16 protein-coding genes, 1 other RNA gene, 3 riboswitches and 1 other annotated feature are annotated in these 15,985 nt (G+C 28.6%); of the genes, 16 read left to right on the forward strand and 1 reads right to left on the reverse strand.

What is annotated here, in order from left to right:
* Nucleotides 1-21: 21 nt before the first annotated feature.
* The 12 genes from rpoD (at nucleotide 22) to BLS77_RS20580 (ending at nucleotide 9,241) form a co-directional block, all read left to right on the forward strand.
* The gene (gene rpoD, locus BLS77_RS13295; protein ID WP_089970854.1) at nucleotides 22-1,161 is read left to right on the forward strand and encodes an RNA polymerase sigma factor RpoD; all 1,140 of its coding nucleotides are present in this window, start codon (nucleotides 22-24) and stop codon (nucleotides 1,159-1,161) included.
* A gap of 296 nt (nucleotides 1,162-1,457) precedes the next feature.
* A complete protein-coding gene (locus tag BLS77_RS13300; protein ID WP_089970748.1) occupies nucleotides 1,458-2,156 on the forward strand; it encodes a tRNA (adenine(22)-N(1))-methyltransferase in 699 nt (232 codons plus the stop codon).
* A gap of 10 nt (nucleotides 2,157-2,166) precedes the next feature.
* Nucleotides 2,167-2,958: a Nif3-like dinuclear metal center hexameric protein gene (locus BLS77_RS13305; RefSeq protein WP_089970751.1), complete on the forward strand. Its 792-nt coding sequence runs from the start codon at nucleotides 2,167-2,169 to the stop codon at nucleotides 2,956-2,958.
* A gap of 108 nt (nucleotides 2,959-3,066) precedes the next feature.
* Nucleotides 3,067-3,111: riboswitch (PreQ1 riboswitch) on the forward strand.
* 252 nt (nucleotides 3,112-3,363) lie between these two features.
* On the forward strand, nucleotides 3,364-4,335 hold the full coding sequence (locus BLS77_RS13310; RefSeq protein WP_089970754.1) for a nucleoside hydrolase: 972 nt from the start codon (nucleotides 3,364-3,366) through the stop codon (nucleotides 4,333-4,335).
* A gap of 55 nt (nucleotides 4,336-4,390) precedes the next feature.
* Entirely contained in the window at nucleotides 4,391-4,978 is a 588-nt protein-coding gene (locus BLS77_RS13315; RefSeq protein ID WP_089970758.1) for an ECF transporter S component, read from the forward strand.
* Nucleotides 4,965-5,654 carry a radical SAM protein gene (locus BLS77_RS13320; RefSeq protein WP_089970760.1) on the forward strand — a complete coding sequence of 230 codons (690 nt, stop codon included), beginning with the start codon at nucleotides 4,965-4,967 and terminating at the stop codon, nucleotides 5,652-5,654. The genes BLS77_RS13315 and BLS77_RS13320 overlap by 14 nt, the downstream gene beginning before the upstream one ends.
* A 104-nt stretch (nucleotides 5,655-5,758) precedes the next feature.
* Complete coding sequence (locus BLS77_RS13325) at nucleotides 5,759-6,004, forward strand: hypothetical protein (RefSeq protein WP_089970763.1); 246 nt, start codon at nucleotides 5,759-5,761, stop codon at nucleotides 6,002-6,004.
* Nucleotides 6,005-6,058: 54 nt separating this feature from the next.
* Nucleotides 6,059-6,403: RNase P RNA component class A (gene rnpB, locus BLS77_RS13330), an RNA gene on the forward strand.
* A gap of 173 nt (nucleotides 6,404-6,576) precedes the next feature.
* Nucleotides 6,577-7,344 carry a potassium channel family protein gene (locus tag BLS77_RS13335; protein WP_089970766.1) on the forward strand — a complete coding sequence of 256 codons (768 nt, stop codon included), beginning with the start codon at nucleotides 6,577-6,579 and terminating at the stop codon, nucleotides 7,342-7,344.
* A 108-nt stretch (nucleotides 7,345-7,452) separates the two neighbouring features.
* Entirely contained in the window at nucleotides 7,453-8,412 is a 960-nt protein-coding gene (locus BLS77_RS13340) for a D-2-hydroxyacid dehydrogenase (RefSeq protein WP_089970769.1), read from the forward strand.
* 93 nt (nucleotides 8,413-8,505) lie between these two features.
* Nucleotides 8,506-9,087: a GNAT family N-acetyltransferase gene (locus tag BLS77_RS13345; RefSeq protein WP_089970772.1), complete on the forward strand. Its 582-nt coding sequence runs from the start codon at nucleotides 8,506-8,508 to the stop codon at nucleotides 9,085-9,087.
* A gap of 28 nt (nucleotides 9,088-9,115) precedes the next feature.
* Nucleotides 9,116-9,241, forward strand: a complete 126-nt coding sequence (locus tag BLS77_RS20580; RefSeq protein WP_278336671.1) for a hypothetical protein — start codon at nucleotides 9,116-9,118, stop codon at nucleotides 9,239-9,241.
* A gap of 20 nt (nucleotides 9,242-9,261) precedes the next feature.
* On the opposite strand, the gene BLS77_RS13350 is transcribed toward BLS77_RS20580, so the two are convergent.
* The gene (locus BLS77_RS13350; RefSeq protein ID WP_089970775.1) at nucleotides 9,262-10,062 is read right to left on the reverse strand and encodes an HAD family hydrolase; all 801 of its coding nucleotides are present in this window, start codon (nucleotides 10,060-10,062) and stop codon (nucleotides 9,262-9,264) included.
* Between the two features lie 117 nt (nucleotides 10,063-10,179).
* Nucleotides 10,180-10,380, forward strand: a binding site (T-box leader).
* A gap of 170 nt (nucleotides 10,381-10,550) precedes the next feature.
* On the opposite strand from BLS77_RS13350, the gene BLS77_RS13355 reads away from it, so the two are divergent.
* The 4 genes from BLS77_RS13355 to ndk all read left to right on the forward strand — a co-directional run bounded on the left by BLS77_RS13355 (nucleotide 10,551) and on the right by ndk (nucleotide 15,977).
* Nucleotides 10,551-12,050, forward strand: coding sequence for a 2-isopropylmalate synthase (locus tag BLS77_RS13355; RefSeq protein ID WP_089970778.1), 1,500 nt, complete (start codon nucleotides 10,551-10,553; stop codon nucleotides 12,048-12,050).
* A 407-nt stretch (nucleotides 12,051-12,457) separates the two neighbouring features.
* Nucleotides 12,458-12,534: riboswitch (glycine riboswitch) on the forward strand.
* Nucleotides 12,535-12,536: 2 nt separating this feature from the next.
* A riboswitch (glycine riboswitch) is annotated at nucleotides 12,537-12,640 on the forward strand.
* A gap of 107 nt (nucleotides 12,641-12,747) precedes the next feature.
* The gene (locus BLS77_RS13360) at nucleotides 12,748-14,130 is read left to right on the forward strand and encodes an alanine/glycine:cation symporter family protein (protein ID WP_423231036.1); all 1,383 of its coding nucleotides are present in this window, start codon (nucleotides 12,748-12,750) and stop codon (nucleotides 14,128-14,130) included.
* A gap of 304 nt (nucleotides 14,131-14,434) precedes the next feature.
* Nucleotides 14,435-15,418, forward strand: a complete 984-nt coding sequence (locus BLS77_RS13365) for a glycoside hydrolase family 73 protein (RefSeq protein ID WP_089970784.1) — start codon at nucleotides 14,435-14,437, stop codon at nucleotides 15,416-15,418.
* A gap of 151 nt (nucleotides 15,419-15,569) precedes the next feature.
* A complete protein-coding gene (gene ndk, locus BLS77_RS13370; RefSeq protein WP_207713882.1) occupies nucleotides 15,570-15,977 on the forward strand; it encodes a nucleoside-diphosphate kinase in 408 nt (135 codons plus the stop codon).
* The last annotated feature ends 8 nt before the right edge of the window (nucleotides 15,978-15,985 follow it).

Below are 15,985 nucleotides of genomic sequence, written 5' to 3' on the forward strand. Positions count from 1 at the left end.
AGTATGAAGGGAGGCAATAAAATGATAAATGAAAAAACAAAAGCTAAGCAAGATAAAAAAGATGGAAAAAACATGAGCGATAAAAGTAATAAAATGACTATTGTTAAAACCTTATTAGATAAAGGAAAGAAGAGTGGAACTTTAACATATAAAGAAATAATGGATGAAATAGAACATATAGAGTTAAGTACAGAGCAAATAGAAAAAATTTATGAAGTTTTAGAATCAATGGGTATTGAAGTTTTAGGTCAGGTAAAGGCTACTACAGAGGTAGTTGAAGAAGACGAGGAAGAAGAAGAAGAAGAAATTGATCTAAGCGTACCAGAAGGTATTGCCATAGATGATCCTGTAAGAATGTACTTAAAAGAAATTGGAAAAGTGCCACTTTTATCATCAGAAGATGAAATAAGCTTAGCACAAAGAATTGAAAATGGAGATCAAATTGCAAAGAAAAAATTAGCGGAAGCAAATTTAAGACTTGTTGTAAGTATAGCAAAAAGATATGTAGGTCGTGGAATGTTATTCCTAGATTTAATTCAAGAAGGTAACTTGGGATTAATAAAAGCTGTAGAAAAATTTGACTACAGAAAAGGATATAAATTCTCAACATATGCTACATGGTGGATTAGACAGGCGATAACAAGAGCTATAGCCGATCAAGCTAGAACAATTAGAATTCCTGTTCATATGGTTGAAACTATCAATAAGCTTATAAGAGTTCAAAGACAACTATTACAAGAATTGGGTAGAGATCCACAACCAGAGGAAATCTCTAAAGTAATGGAATTACCAGTAGAAAAGGTTAGAGAAATCCAAAAGATTGCTCAAGAACCAGTTTCTCTTGAAACTCCTATTGGTGAAGAAGAAGATTCACATCTTGGAGATTTTATACCAGATGAAGATGCATTGGCTCCAGCAGAAGCTGCAGCATTTACAATGTTAAAAGAACAGTTAATAAATGTTCTAGATACATTAACACCAAGAGAAGAGAAGGTGTTAAGGTTAAGATTTGGTTTAGATGATGGAAGAGCAAGAACTCTTGAAGAAGTTGGTAAAGAGTTTAATGTTACAAGAGAAAGAATTAGACAAATTGAAGCAAAAGCTTTAAGGAAGCTAAGACACCCATCAAGAAGTAAAAAATTAAAAGATTATTTAGATTAGCACCCTGTGGTGCTAATCTTTACTTTGTAGGCAGATATTATGAAGAATTATTAAATAATAGATTAGTATTTATTTAATATAGAAAAATAATTTATTTAAATCTGTAAAAGTAAATTAGTATTAATATTTAATGAAAAGTTGTATAAACTAAGGATAGATAAGACAAAATTATAGTGTAATAATCTTAGGCATCTTAAAAAATAGTAAGTAAATATGTTAGTGTATTTGCATAGAAAGTTATTATTTAAAAAATGTCTTAACAGAAAAAAATATGATAAACATAGGAGTAAAGAAGAATGAAATTAAGTAAAAGATTAGAATTTATAGCAGATCATATTGATAAAGTAATATCATTGTCAGATATAGGAACAGATCATGGATATATCCCATTATATGCATTAAATAAAGGTCTTTGCGAAAAGGCAATAGCTTCAGACATTAATAAAGATCCATTAGATAAAGCAAGGTTGAATGCTTTATTAGAAGGTATGGGAGATGAACTTGAATTCAGATTAGGTGGAGGATTAGAGCCACTTAAAGAGGGTGAAGTTCAAGCAGTTATAATTGCTGGAATGGGTGGAAAATTAATAAAAGATATTTTAGAAAAGGATATAACTAAGGTTGATAATCTTGATTATTTAATATTACAACCAGCTCAAAATCCAGAAGGATTAAGAGAATATTTATATACAAATGACTATGAGATAATAGCTGAAGACCTATGCAAAGATGATGGTAAATATTACGAGCTGTTTAAAGTAAAGAGAAAAAAGGACGAAAATACCGAATTAGATAGTATATATTATGAAATTAGTCCTAAATTATTAATGAGTAAACATCCATTGATGAAAGAATATTTAGAATCAAAACTAGAAAATTACAATAAAATATTAGAAGCTGTAAGTACGGAAGTTAATTCTGATCTTGCAAATATTAAAAAAGTAGAAATAGAAGAAAAAATAGCAGTTATTTCAAGTATGATAAACTTTTTATAAGGGAGCTTAAATGATAAAAGTAGAACAGATTATAAAGGCTATGGAAAAAATAGCGCCAGTTTACCTTAAAGAAGATTTTGATAATGTAGGATTAATGGTTGGGGACAAGGCAGAAAAGGTAAAAAGAGTTCTTTTTGCCTTAGACTGTACATTGGAAGTTATTGAAGAAGCTAAGGACCTAAAAGTAGATTTAATAATTAGCCATCATCCGTTGATATTTAATAAGCCTAAAAGTATAACAACAGACACTCTTCAAGGTAAAAAAATAATTAAATTAATAAGGAGCAATATTAATTTATATTCTAGTCATACAAATTTAGATTCTGCAGAGAATGGGTTAAATCAAACTATAGTGGAGATGTTAGGTTTTAAATCTAATGAAATATTAGAGAAAAGCAAAATAACTAGCCATAAAAATGCAGGTCTTGGAAGGATGATAAGACTAGATAAAGAAATAGATTTAACAGAGCTTATAAGTACAGTCAAAAGTAAACTTAATATTAATACTTTAAGAGTTGTAGATGGAAATAGAAAAATAAAAAACATTGCAATAATTAATGGAAGTGGACAAAGCTTTTTTAGTCAAGCAGTGAAGATGGGTGCTGACTGTATTATTACAGGAGATACAACTTATCATTTTGCTCTAGATTATAAAGAAATGGGAGTTACTATAATTGATACTGGACATTTTTCATCAGAATGGTTAGTATTTTTAAAAGCAATGGAAAAAATAAAAGAAGAATTTAAAGAAATAGAATTTATAACATCTACAAAAGTAGAGGATCCCTATAAATTTATTTAGGGAGCATAAGGGAAATAAGGAATCTTCAAAAAATAACTAGTCAAAGATTCCATAAATAATATCTATAAAAAGAACAATCTAAAAATTAAATAAAATCCAGGAATATTCCTGGGAGAGGTTCGTAACCATCCCTCTATAAAAAACTAGGATTAAAACTGTATAATTGAATACAGTTAATTTGCTTATTAATAATTTAATAGGTAGAGCTAGTATTTTACAGAAGAACCTTTAGGGAGTTATCCTTAGGGGCTATATTTATAAACATGAATAATAAATATAAGAGGATGGATTTAGTGATAAATCTATCCTTTTTTATTTTTTAATAATTAATAGACATAAAAGAAAATAAATTAGAATTTTACAAATTATTTTCAAAAAGCTTTTAAGAGAATTGGAGGATTTAATATGAAAAGAAAAGTAATTATTGATTGTGATCCAGGAATTGATGATGCATTAGCATTAATTTTAGCAATAAATTCACCAGAACTTGATATTTTAGGAATAACAATAGTATCTGGAAATGTTAATGGAAAAAAGGGAGAAGAAAATGCAAAAAAAGTTTTAAAGCTTATGGGTAGAGAGGATATTGATGTTTATATAGGCGAAGAAATTCCTTTAGTTAGAAAATTGATTACAGCAGAGGATACTCATGGAGGAGATGGACTTGGAGAAAGTAATTATCCTAAAGTAGGAGGTCAAGTATTATATGGAGGAGTAGACTTTATTTTAGAAAAAGCAAAAAGTGAAGAAATTAGTATTATAGCACTTGGACCATTAACTAATATTGCAACAGCATTAAATAGAGATGAAGAATCATTTAATAAAATTAAAGAAATAGTTTCTATGGGAGGGGCTTTTAAGTCTCATGGAAATTGTTCTCAAGTAGCTGAATTTAATTATTGGGTAGATCCAGATGCTGTAAAAGAAGTGTTTGATAAAAGTAATGTTAAATTTACTATGGTGGGGTTAGATGTTACAAGAGAAATAGTTTTAACACCAAATTATATTGAGTTAATTAAGCAAATAGGTGGAGATGTAGCGGAATTTATTGTATCAATAACAAGATTCTATGTTGATTTTCATTGGGAACAAGAAAGAACATTAGGTTGTGTAATTAATGATCCTTTGGCAGTAGCTTATTTTATAGATAATAGCTTCTGCAAGGGCTTTATGACTTACTTAGATATAGTTACAGATGGAATAGCAATTGGACAAACTTTGGTGGATGTAGGTGATTTTTATAGAAAGGCACCTAATGGCTTAGTGTTAACAGACGTAGATTCTAAAAAATTCATTAGATTTTTCCTTGGAAGAATTTTTAAAGATAATATAAAAGATATAGAAAAAGTTATAAATAACAATAAATATGGAATGTAAAAAACTAGGATATATTCAAAAAATAACTAGGTGGATTACTAAGGAGGAGATAAATATGAATGAAAATAAAACATTTAATGTTACGTTAATGGCTATGTGTGTAGGATTCAATATTATTGGGGCATTTTTAGCACTTACACTTAAACTACCAGTATATTTAGATACAATAGGAACATTTTTATCAGCGTTTTTATTAGGACCAATTGCGGGCGTGATTACAGGTGGAGTATCTTCGCTTATAAATGGTATTACTTTTGATCCAATATCTTTATATTTTATGCCAGTACAGCTTATATCTGGGTTCATGGCAGGAATGTTGTTTAAGAAAGGATTGTTTAAAGGTAAGTTAATACCAATAGGTATGATAATAGTTACTGTAACATCATCTATTGTAGCTTCAATAATTGCAGCATATGTATTTGGGGGAATAACCAGTTCAGGAAGTTCTTTTATAGTGATGTATTTAAAAGAAGCAGGAGTTAATATAATTACTAGTGTTTTTTCAACTCAAATATTAACAGATCTACTTGATAAAGCAGTAGTAATTAGTTTGGTAATATATTTAATTAAAATAATACCAGTAAATTTGAAGAGAAAGCATTTTTCTGAAGATGTTTTAGGAGATGAAAATGGAAAGATATAATAAAATAACTAATAAAAATAATAGAGAAATTGTACTATTAAAGGGATTCCCCTGCGTATGGGGGAAATGTACATTTTGCGATTATATAGATGATAATGGATTAGATGAAAAAGAAATAAATAAATTGAATAAGGAAATATTAGACAAGGTAGATGGAGAATTTGGGATACTTGAAGTAATAAACTCTGGAAGTTGCTTTGAACTTCCAATAGAAACTTTAAAATATATAAAAGAAGTTGTAGATAGAATGGGTATAAAAAAAATATTTCTAGAGAGCCATTGGTGCTATAGACATAGATTAGATGAAATGAGGAAACTTTTTAATATTGAAATAGTATTTAAAATTGGAATAGAAACCTTTGATAATGATTTTAGAAATTTAGTTTTAAATAAAAATGCAAATTTTAAAACACCAGAAGAAGTGAAAAAACTTTTCCAATCTGTATGTATTATGGTAGGAATTAAGGGTCAAACAAAGGAACAAATAAAAAAAGATATAGAAATAGTTTTAAACAATTTTAAATATGCAACAATAAATGTATTTATTGAAAATACAACTAATGTTAAAAGAGATGAAGAGCTTATAAAGTGGTTCTGCAAAGAGTTTAAAGAGTTGGAAAACCATGAAACAATAGAAGTTCTATTTCATAATACAGATTTTGGAGTAGGAGATTAAGACCGTGAATAGTTATTTTTTAAAAACTTTCTTAATTAGTTGTAACTAGATTAGATTATTTGAATATAATAAGTAATAATGATAGTTTAGGCGGAGGAAGAGTGATGGGGAAAAATAATTGTTATAAAAAAAATTGGGGCAAAGATATAAAAAAAGCAATTAGAGAAATTACAGATTCAGTAGTTAAAAATATTTATTGTAGAACAAATTGTGGGCAAAATCAAGGTGGTTTTAATTCAGGAAAATGCTGTATATATGTACTTATAGTACTTACATTATTATTATCCGGAATAGGTTTTTATTCGTGGATTATTATAGGGATGTTGTGCTTAATTCTACAATTTGTATAAGATGACAAAAAAACCATTTGTGTTACACAAAAATTTGTGTTATTATAAATTTTGCAAGTAAGACATGCAATCGCTGCTAGTCTAGAACTAGGAGAGGAAAGTCCGAGCTCCATAGGGCAGGGTGCTGGATAACGTCCAGTCAAGGTGACTTGAAGGAAAGTGCAACAGAGAGATACCGCCTAAGTTTACTTAGGTAAGGGTGGAAAGGCGAGGTAAGAGCTCACCAGCGCGTTGGAGACTTCGCGGCTATGTAAACCCCACTTGGAGCAAGACCGAATAGAGAGACTTATGGGATTGCCCGTCCCGTCTCCGGGTGTGTCGCTTGAGCCTATTGGCAACGATAGGCCTAGATAGATGATTGCTTAATACAGAACTCGGCTTATGTGCTTATCTTGTATATGGAAAACACTACGTAATTGCGTAGTGTTTTTCTTTTTGTAGAAATAAAAATCTTGTGAAAAATAAATTAACATATTAAATAGTTATTTTTTGAAGATAGCAAAATATAAGTGCATTAAAAATACTTGAAAATAATATAATTATATTAAAGCATTTAATAAGTGAGGGCCAAAATGAGAAAAAGAGTAATATATGAATTATTTATTGGTCTATTAGCTTTAATGATATCTATTATGTTGGTTTTAGAGTTAATGATAGTATTGCCAAAGGAAGTTTTACTATCATTTTATTACATAGATTTAATTGTTTGGATTATATTTGTTATAGATTATTTTGGAAAATTTTTATTATCAAAATATAAAACAACATTTGTCCTTGAAAATATTATAGATTTTTTTTCAATAATTCCTATGAAAACATATTTAATAGTTTTTAGATTATTAGATTTTGCAATTTTAATAAATTCATCACAAATTATTAAAATTGTATTAATACTTAGATTAGTAGTATTAATATTAAAGTTTAAAAATAAAATAAAAGAAGCTGTCAGAATTAATAGATTTAACTATGTATTAATTTTGACTACTTTAGTCATTGTTATAAGTGCGGTTGTAATATCATTATTAGAGAAAATGAGTTTTGGAGATGCACTGTGGTGGTGCTTTGTTACCTTTACTACTGTAGGATATGGAGACGTTTTATTAACAACCTCACTTGGGAGAGTTGTAGCTGTTATTTTAATGGTGGTAGGAATAGGGTTTATAGGAATTACAACCAGCACAATTGCAATGAAAATAATTAATGGGGAAAGACGAAAAATTAAAAATAATTTCAAGAGGGAACTAATAGAAACGGTAAAATATAAATTAGATAATTTTGATGATTTGTCAGAAGGGGATATAGATGATATTTATAAGACTTTAAAAGCATTGAAGAAATAATAGCAGCAAAAATCAAATCTATTTATAGTATAATGTATTTATAGTATATTAAAGAAATTTATAATGTAAGTGAAAAAATAGAATTTTAATAGAATAGGGGAGGAAAATATGAAGAAAATAGTGCTTTTAGATGGAAAAACATTAGGTGGTCTTGATTTTTCAAGATTAGAAGAGTTTGGAAAAGTTGAATATTATGAAACAACAAGTCAAGAAGAGGTTGTTTCAAGAATTAAGGATGCAAATATAATACTTACAAATAAGGTTGTTTTAAATGAAGAAAATTTATCCCAAGCTAAAAATTTAGAACTAATTTGTGAAACAGCAACAGGTTTTAACAATATAGATATAAAATATGCAAAAAAGAATAAAGTAGCAGTAACTAATGTAGCTGGTTATTCAACAAATGCAGTAGCTCAACATACTTTTGCAACAGTCCTTAATCTTTATGATAAACTAGCTTACTATGATGAATTTGTAAAATCAGGGAAATATGCAGCTTCAGAGTTGTTTACAGATTTAACTAAACCATTTTATGAGTTAGAAGGTAAAACATGGGGAATAGTTGGTTTTGGAGCTATAGGAAAGAAAGTAGCTAAAATAGCAGAGGCTTTTGGATCTAATATAGTTTATTATTCAACTTCAGGAAAAAATAATAACTTAGAATATAAAAGAGTAGAATTTGAGGAGTTATTAAAAACTTGCGATATAATATCAATTCATGCTCCGTTAACCGAGAAAACAAATGGATTAATGAATTATGAGGCAATTAGCAATATGAAAAAGAATTCTATACTAGTTAATATGGGAAGAGGTCCTATAGTTGTTGAAGCGGATTTAGCAAGAGCTATTGAAGAAGAACTAATAGCAGGAGCAGCTTTAGATGTATTTGAAGTAGAACCAATGAAAAAGGATAACCCATTATTAACTATTAAAAATAAAGAAAACTTAGTTTTAACACCTCATATAGCATGGGCAAGTGTGGAAGCTAGAGAAAGATTATTTAAAGAAGTAATAGAAAATATAAAAGCTTTTTATAAAGGTGAGAATAGAGGAAGAGTAGAACTTTAGAATAATTATATAAAAAGGGAGCTGAAAGAAGATAGAATAAAATCTGACTAGTTATTTTTCGAAGCTCCCTTATGCTGTAAGGAGTATTAAATTTTGAAAAGTGTAAGGTTAGCTCAAGGATTAGATAAAGATATAGAAGATATTAGTAATCTAATATATGAAACAGAAATGCATCCAGAGTATGAATGGGGCAAGGGGACAGAAGTAGAAATGAGAAAAAGGTTAATAGAAATGTTAAAAGAAAAAGATAATAGATTTGCTCTAGATAATATTATAGTATGCAAAGAGAATGAAAACTTTATAGGGATTTTATTATCAGCAGAGGGTAAAAAAATAAAACCTTTAACTTTTAAAAGTGATATTAAATTACTTCCAATGCAATGTAATTTAGTAGAAAAAGTAAAATATGCAGTATTTAATATTGTAGGTGGATATTTATTTTATAAAGAATGTAACAAAGATGAATACTATCTTTCTAATATTGCAGTTAAACCAGAATATAGAGGCAAAGGTTATGGAAATATGCTTATGGAAGCTGGAGAGAATATAGCAAGGGAAAAAGGTTATAAAAAAATATCTTTAAATGCAAATAATGAAAAGTTAGTAAAGTTATATGAAAAATTTGGATTTAACCTTGAGGAAAATAGTGATATGAAAATGATTAAAATTATATAAAAAAGAGCATTTAGACATAGGTGTCTAAATGCTCTTTTGTGCAGGATATTTTTTAATACTGTATGTTAATTTAAAAGATTATTTTATAATTAAAGAATATGAATATGAATATGAATATGAATATGAATATGAATATGAATATGAATATGAATAGTTACAGATTTAATATTATAGTCATTTAATATTAAATTTATTTTTTAATACTTGAATAACCCCATGATCTATATTGCTTGGAGCCACAAATTTAGCCTTTGATTTTATAAAGTCGCTAGCATTATCCATAGCATAACTATAATAAGCTTTTTCAAATAAAGTAATATCATTATAGTAATCACCGAATGCCATAGTTTCACCTTTTGTAATAACATATTTTTCTTGTATTTTCTTAACTCCAATTCCTTTAGTAGTATGTTTATCGGTTATGTCTAGCCAAATAGCTCCTGAGAAGGAAAGTTGGAGCTCGTTTTCAAATATCGGATTAAAATGATTTTTGGCGGTTTCTTTAATGTTATCAAAGTCACAAAAAGTAATTTTTAAAACATCATCAGTAATTTCTTGGATATTATCAACTACTTCTTTTTTATAGTAGTACTTGCTCATTTCTTTTATAAACCTTTCATTAGTACTTTCTATATAGGCAGTATTTTTGCAAGATAAAATAATATCTAAATTTTCTTTGTTAATTTTTCTATAGTGAGATATAAGAGCTTTAACTAAATTTGGCTCAATAAAGTTAGTATGAATAATATTATTACAATCAGTTATTAAAGCACCGTTATCTGAAACTAGGATAATGGCATTTGTAAGATCACCAAAATCTTCTTTTAAGGAATTATATGGTCTGCCTGATGCTGCTATAAATTTAATATTATGATTAGTAGTTAAAAATTTTAAAGTTTTTCTGAAATCTTTAGGTAAGTTACCATTTTCATCTAATAAAGTTCCATCTAAGTCCGTAGCTATTAATTTTATCATTTTATCACCTTTCTTTTATATAGATAAAATTAGTATGTGTAAATTATAAAATAATTATGAATAAATACATATTGACAATAAATACAAAATATAGTAAGATTACAAACAATATAATAAATAAAAGCTGAGAATGAGAGTAGTAGGAAGTATTAAGTTTTACAGAGAGTAGGGTTGCTGAAAGCCTATAAACAATAACTTTTGAACTAGCTCAGGAGCTGTAAGGTTGAACCTAAGTAGGCCTTATCGGGTATATAATTTATACTGCGTTAACAAAATCAAGTTAAAGTTTGGATGGTACCGCGTATTTTCGCTCCAATTAGGAGTGGAAATACGCGGTTTTTACTATTCTAAAAATTGTTAAAAATATGGGGCACAAATGATTTGTAACAATGCAGGGACCTGAAACAAGTAATAAGCAATAGCAAAAGGTATAAGGGATCTGATTAGTTATTTTTTGAAGATCTCTAAATAAAAAGGGGGAAATTATTATGACAAAGAAAATTTATATTTTTGATACTACATTAAGAGATGGGGAACAAACACCAGGAGTTAGTTTAAACCCACAAGAAAAGTTAGAAATAGCAAAACAGTTAGAATCACTAGGGGTAGATGTAATAGAAGCTGGATTTCCAAGAGCATCTAATGGTGATTTTGAAGCAGTAAAATTAATTTCTCAAAATATAAAAAAATCAGTAGTAACTGCACTTGCAAGATGTAATAAAGGAGATATAGATAGGGCTTATGAGGCAATTAAATATGCTCCTAAAAAAAGGATTCATGTATTTCTTGCAACTTCGGATATTCATATGAAATATAAATTAAATATGACTGAAGACCAGGTTTTAGAAAAAGCTACAAATATGGTAACCTATGCTAAAACATTAGTTGAAGATGTAGAATTCTCAGCAGAAGATGGATCAAGAACAAGAAAAGAATTTTTATATAAAATCTTAGAATCTGTAATAGATGCAGGGGCTAAAGTAGTTAATATTCCAGATACTGTAGGGTATTCAATACCAGCAGAATATGGTGAATTAATTAAAGGTGTAAAAGAGAATGTTAAAAATATAGATAAAGCTATAATAAGTATTCATTGTCATAATGACTTAGGTCTTGCAGTAGCGAACTCACTAGCAGCAATTGAAAATGGAGCAGAGCAAGTAGAATGTGCAATAAATGGACTTGGAGAAAGGGCTGGAAATGCATCCTTAGAAGAAGTTGCTATGGCTTTAAAAACAAGAAAAGATTGTTATAGTAATGAAACAAATATTTGTAGCGAAAAAATTTATAGAGTTTCTAAATTAGTATCTCATTTTACAGGAATAACAGTTCAACCAAATAAAGCTATAGTTGGAGCAAATGCTTTTTCACATGAATCTGGAATTCATCAAGATGGAGTATTGAAAAATAGAGAAACCTATGAAATAATGACAGCAGAATCCGTAGGATTTAGTACTAATAATATGGTTCTTGGAAAACATTCAGGTAGCCATGCTTTTGAAGATAGATTAATTACTTTAGGATATAATTTAGAAAAAGAAAGAGTTATGGAAGCTTTTAAGAAATTTAAGGATTTAGCAGATAGAAAAAAAGAAATATCAGATAGAGATATAGAAGCGTTAGTAAATCAAGGGGTTGTACCAATAGAGGATGTTTATAAATTAATAAACTTTAATGTAACAACAGGAAATAATATTGAATCTACAGCTACAGTTAAAATTGAATATAATAAGGTCGAAAAAATAGAAGCAGCCTGTGGGGATGGGCCAGTAAATGCGCTGTACAATGCATTAGAAAGAGCCATAGATATAAAACCCGAGCTTAAAGATTATTCAATAAAAGCTATAACTAGTGGAACAGATGCTTTAGGTGAAGTAAGTGTAAAATTAACATTAAAAGATAAGACTGTACTAGGGATAGGTGTAAGCACTGATGTTATAGAAGCTAGTTTATTAGCTTATATGAATGCTTTAAATAAATTAAATTAGGTATATAAAAATAATAGGCTGGCATACTGTTTAGTTATTTTTTGAATATACCTAAGTGTAGATAGCTCTCTTATATATATAAGAGAGCTATTATTTTTTATAGTATAAATAAGAATAATTTTATATACTATAAAGCTGCATACGGAGAAATTATTATTAAGTATATATCTAAGGCACAATCAAATAAATAATAGACCAGTATGCTAGCCTATTTTGTGTAATACTGCGTCAGTAAATCCTTGGATAGCCCCAGTATCTGCGAATTTACTTCCTTGTCTTACACAAAATATTCGTCGCATCTTTGGTCTATTATTTATTTTCAAGTGCCTAAAATAAAATATTAACAGAAAATATTGATTTTCAAGATAAATACGTATATAATAAAAATACAATTTAATAACGTTCGGATGAAGGTAGCGGGAGAGCGATTTTTAAAGTCCACCGAAGAAGTAAAACTTTCAGGTATAAGGACCGTTACTGGACGAACCTCTGGAGAGACTCTATGAGCACCGAAGGCGCAAGGCGTAACTATAGGTATTTTTATATACAGTATAGTTATTTGCCGAAACTCTCAGGTAAAAGGACAGGGGATAGGTAAACTTAAAAGGCATAATTATATAGTTTTTTAAGTGATTCCATTCTCCTCCGTAAATTTATATTTAAGGGGGATTTTTTAATGCAAATCAACGATTTATTAATGTCAACAGTGGGGGTACAAGACTTCCTACAATCTATTAACAATGTCATATGGGGACCGCCTCTATTAATTCTTTTAATGGGGACTGGTATATACCTAACATATCGACTAAAATTATTACAAATCTTTAAATTACCACTTGCCTTAAAATATGTATTTGCTAAGGATGATGAAGAGGGTGATAAAGATGCAAAGGGTGATGTTTCAAGTTTTGGAGCCTTATGTACGGCTTTATCAGCAACAATTGGGACAGGTAACATAGTAGGTGTTGCTACAGCTATAAAAGCTGGAGGTCCAGGAGCTTTATTTTGGATGTGGATTGCAGCTTTCTTTGGGATGGCTACAAAATATGCAGAAGGAGTTTTAGCAATTAAATACAGAGAAGTAGATAAAAATGGAGAAATGGCCGGAGGGCCAATGTATTATATAAAAAATGGTCTAGGTTTAAAATGGCTTGCAAATTTATTTGCTATTTTTGGAGTAGCAGTTGCACTACTTGGAATAGGAACTTTTGGTCAAGTAAAATCTATTTCAGATGCAGCATTTATAAGTTTTAAAATACCAGTAGTAGTAACAGCTTTAGTAGTAACAGTACTGGTAACTTTAGTTACTCTAGGTGGGATAAAAAGAATATCAAAAGTGTCAGAAAAAGTAGTGCCTATTATGATACTTTTTTATGTGGTTGGAGCACTGATAGTACTTGGATATAATATTGCAGAAGTGCCAAGTGCTATAAGTCTTATAATAAGAAGTGCATTTAACCCAAGAGCTGCATTAGGTGGAGCAGTTGGAATAACAATATCAATGGCAATGCAAAGAGGTATTGGTAGGGGAATATTTTCAAATGAAGCAGGTCTTGGAAGTGCACCAATAGCAGCAGCAGCAGCAAAAACAAATCTTCCAGTAAAACAAGGATTAATATCAATGACTGGAACATTCTTTGATACAATAATAATTTGTACAATGACAGGACTTGTAATAGTTATAGCAGGTAGTTCTGTAGGAAATTTTGAAGGAGCAGCATTAACAACAGCGGCCTTTGAATCTGGACTTCCAATTGAGAATATTGGAAAGTACATTGTAAATGTAGGATTAATGATATTTGCTTTTACAACAATACTTGGATGGAACTATTATGGTGAAAGATGTATTGAATATTTAGGTGGAATTAAAGCTATTAAACCATATAAAATAATATTTATAGGTTTAGTAGCAGTAGGTTCATTTTTACCATTAGAATTAATATTTATAATTGCAGATATAGTTAATGGGCTTATGGCCTTCCCTAACTTAATTGGGTTAATAGGGCTAAGACATGTAGTTATTCAGGAAACAGAACAATTTTTTGCAGAAATGAAAGTAGCTAAGTTAAAAGCATCATAAATAATATATTTAAATAAGGCATTTAAAAAAATAATAAAGTGTATAAGGAAAAGTCATATATTCAAAAAAATGAATATATGACTTTTTTAGTTTAGGTATCTGAAAGAAAATAACTAATCAGTATAGTGTAAAAAGATGAAAATACGGACTAATTGTCTATTTATAGAGGTTTTAAAAGTGTAATGAATAATATACCTATATATTAAAGTTGAAATTTAATATAGAATAGAGTTAAGGAAATGGAGACTGGAAATAATATATACAGTTATTGTTTTGAAGATGTCTAAAAATAGAGGGGTGCCAAATGAATGTAATAGGAACTTATAAAGGAATAGAAAATTATAAAAAACCTAATAGATATAATAAGAAAAAAAAGAAGAACAATAAAAAGAAAATAAAATTTACAAGTGGATTTTCAATACTGGTATTAATTACAATAATATCTCTTATTGTAATGAGCGGTATATTTGTTAAGGATACAATAAACCTTTCAGATGAAAGTATTATATATTATATAAATGAAACAGATAAATTAAGTAAGGATAAATTGCAATTAAGTTGGCAAGAGGTTGCAGCTATAGATTTAGCTTTAAATAATGGAAAAGAGAAATTAAATAATCAAGATGAAATTAAAAAAATATCAGAAAGTTTTTTTAAATATGATAAAGATAAAAAGATATCAGGTATTAAAACTTTAAAATCTGTAGTTAATGAACTGGGATTAAAGTCTAAAGAAAGGAAAAAAGCCGAAGAGTATTTAGTTAAAATAAAAAATAATTATTTAAATAGGGATTTAATAAAAGATGAAAATAAAATGAATTTTATTTCGGATGTATCAGAGGAAGCTAAAAAAAGTTATAAAGAGTATAATATTTTACCATCGGTAACAATAGCTCAAGCAATTTTAGAATCAGGTTGGGGCGAATCTGCTTTATCATTAGAACATAATAATCTTTTTGGTATAAAAGCAGATGATAGATGGAATGGTAAAAAGGTAAATATGGAAACTAAAGAAAATCATGAAGATGTGATTCAAGGTTATTTTAGAGCCTATCAAAACTATGAAGAATCAATAAAAGATCATGGAAAATTTTTAAGTGAAAATAATAGATATAGAGATAAGGGCATTTTTGATAAAAAAACATATGGAGGGCAAACACAAGCTTTAGAAGATGCGGGATATGCAACTGCTAAAAATGAAGATGGAGAATTAGTTTATGCAGATTTATTAACAAATGTTATAAAAAATAATAATTTAATGTTATATGATACAGAAGTTCAACGTTAGGAATCTAAAAAATAACAAGCCGATGCTGGATATGGACTAGCTTTGGCTTGTTATTTTTTTCTAATTAAGTAAAAAGATAAATATATTTTAATATTCAGAATATTATGATACAATATATTTGGTATAAATTTCTTGGAAAGGGGAATATATTATGGAAAGAAGCTTAGTATTAATAAAGCCCGATGCTGTAGAAAAAAACTTAATAGGTAAAATAATTAGTTTTTATGAAAATGAAGGTTTGAAAATTGTAGAATTAAGAATGCAAAAGGTTTCAGAAGGGTTTGCAAGTAAGCATTACGCTGAACATAAAGGTAAATCTTTTTATGAGGAATTAATAAAATTTATTACAAGAAGTCCATTATGTGCATTAGTAGTAGAAGGGGAAGGCGCTATACAAAAAGTAAGAAAAATAAATGGAGCAACAAATCCAGAAAAAGCTGAAGAAGGTACAATAAGAAGATTATATGCATTAGATAAAAGTAAAAACTGTGTACATTCATCAGATTCTACAGAAAGTGCAATTAGGGAGATAAACCTTTGGTTTCCAGAATTAATATAAGTAATATA

The sequence above is a fragment of the Clostridium gasigenes genome (genome assembly GCF_900104115.1).
Classification (GTDB): Bacteria; Bacillota; Clostridia; order Clostridiales; family Clostridiaceae; genus Clostridium; species Clostridium gasigenes.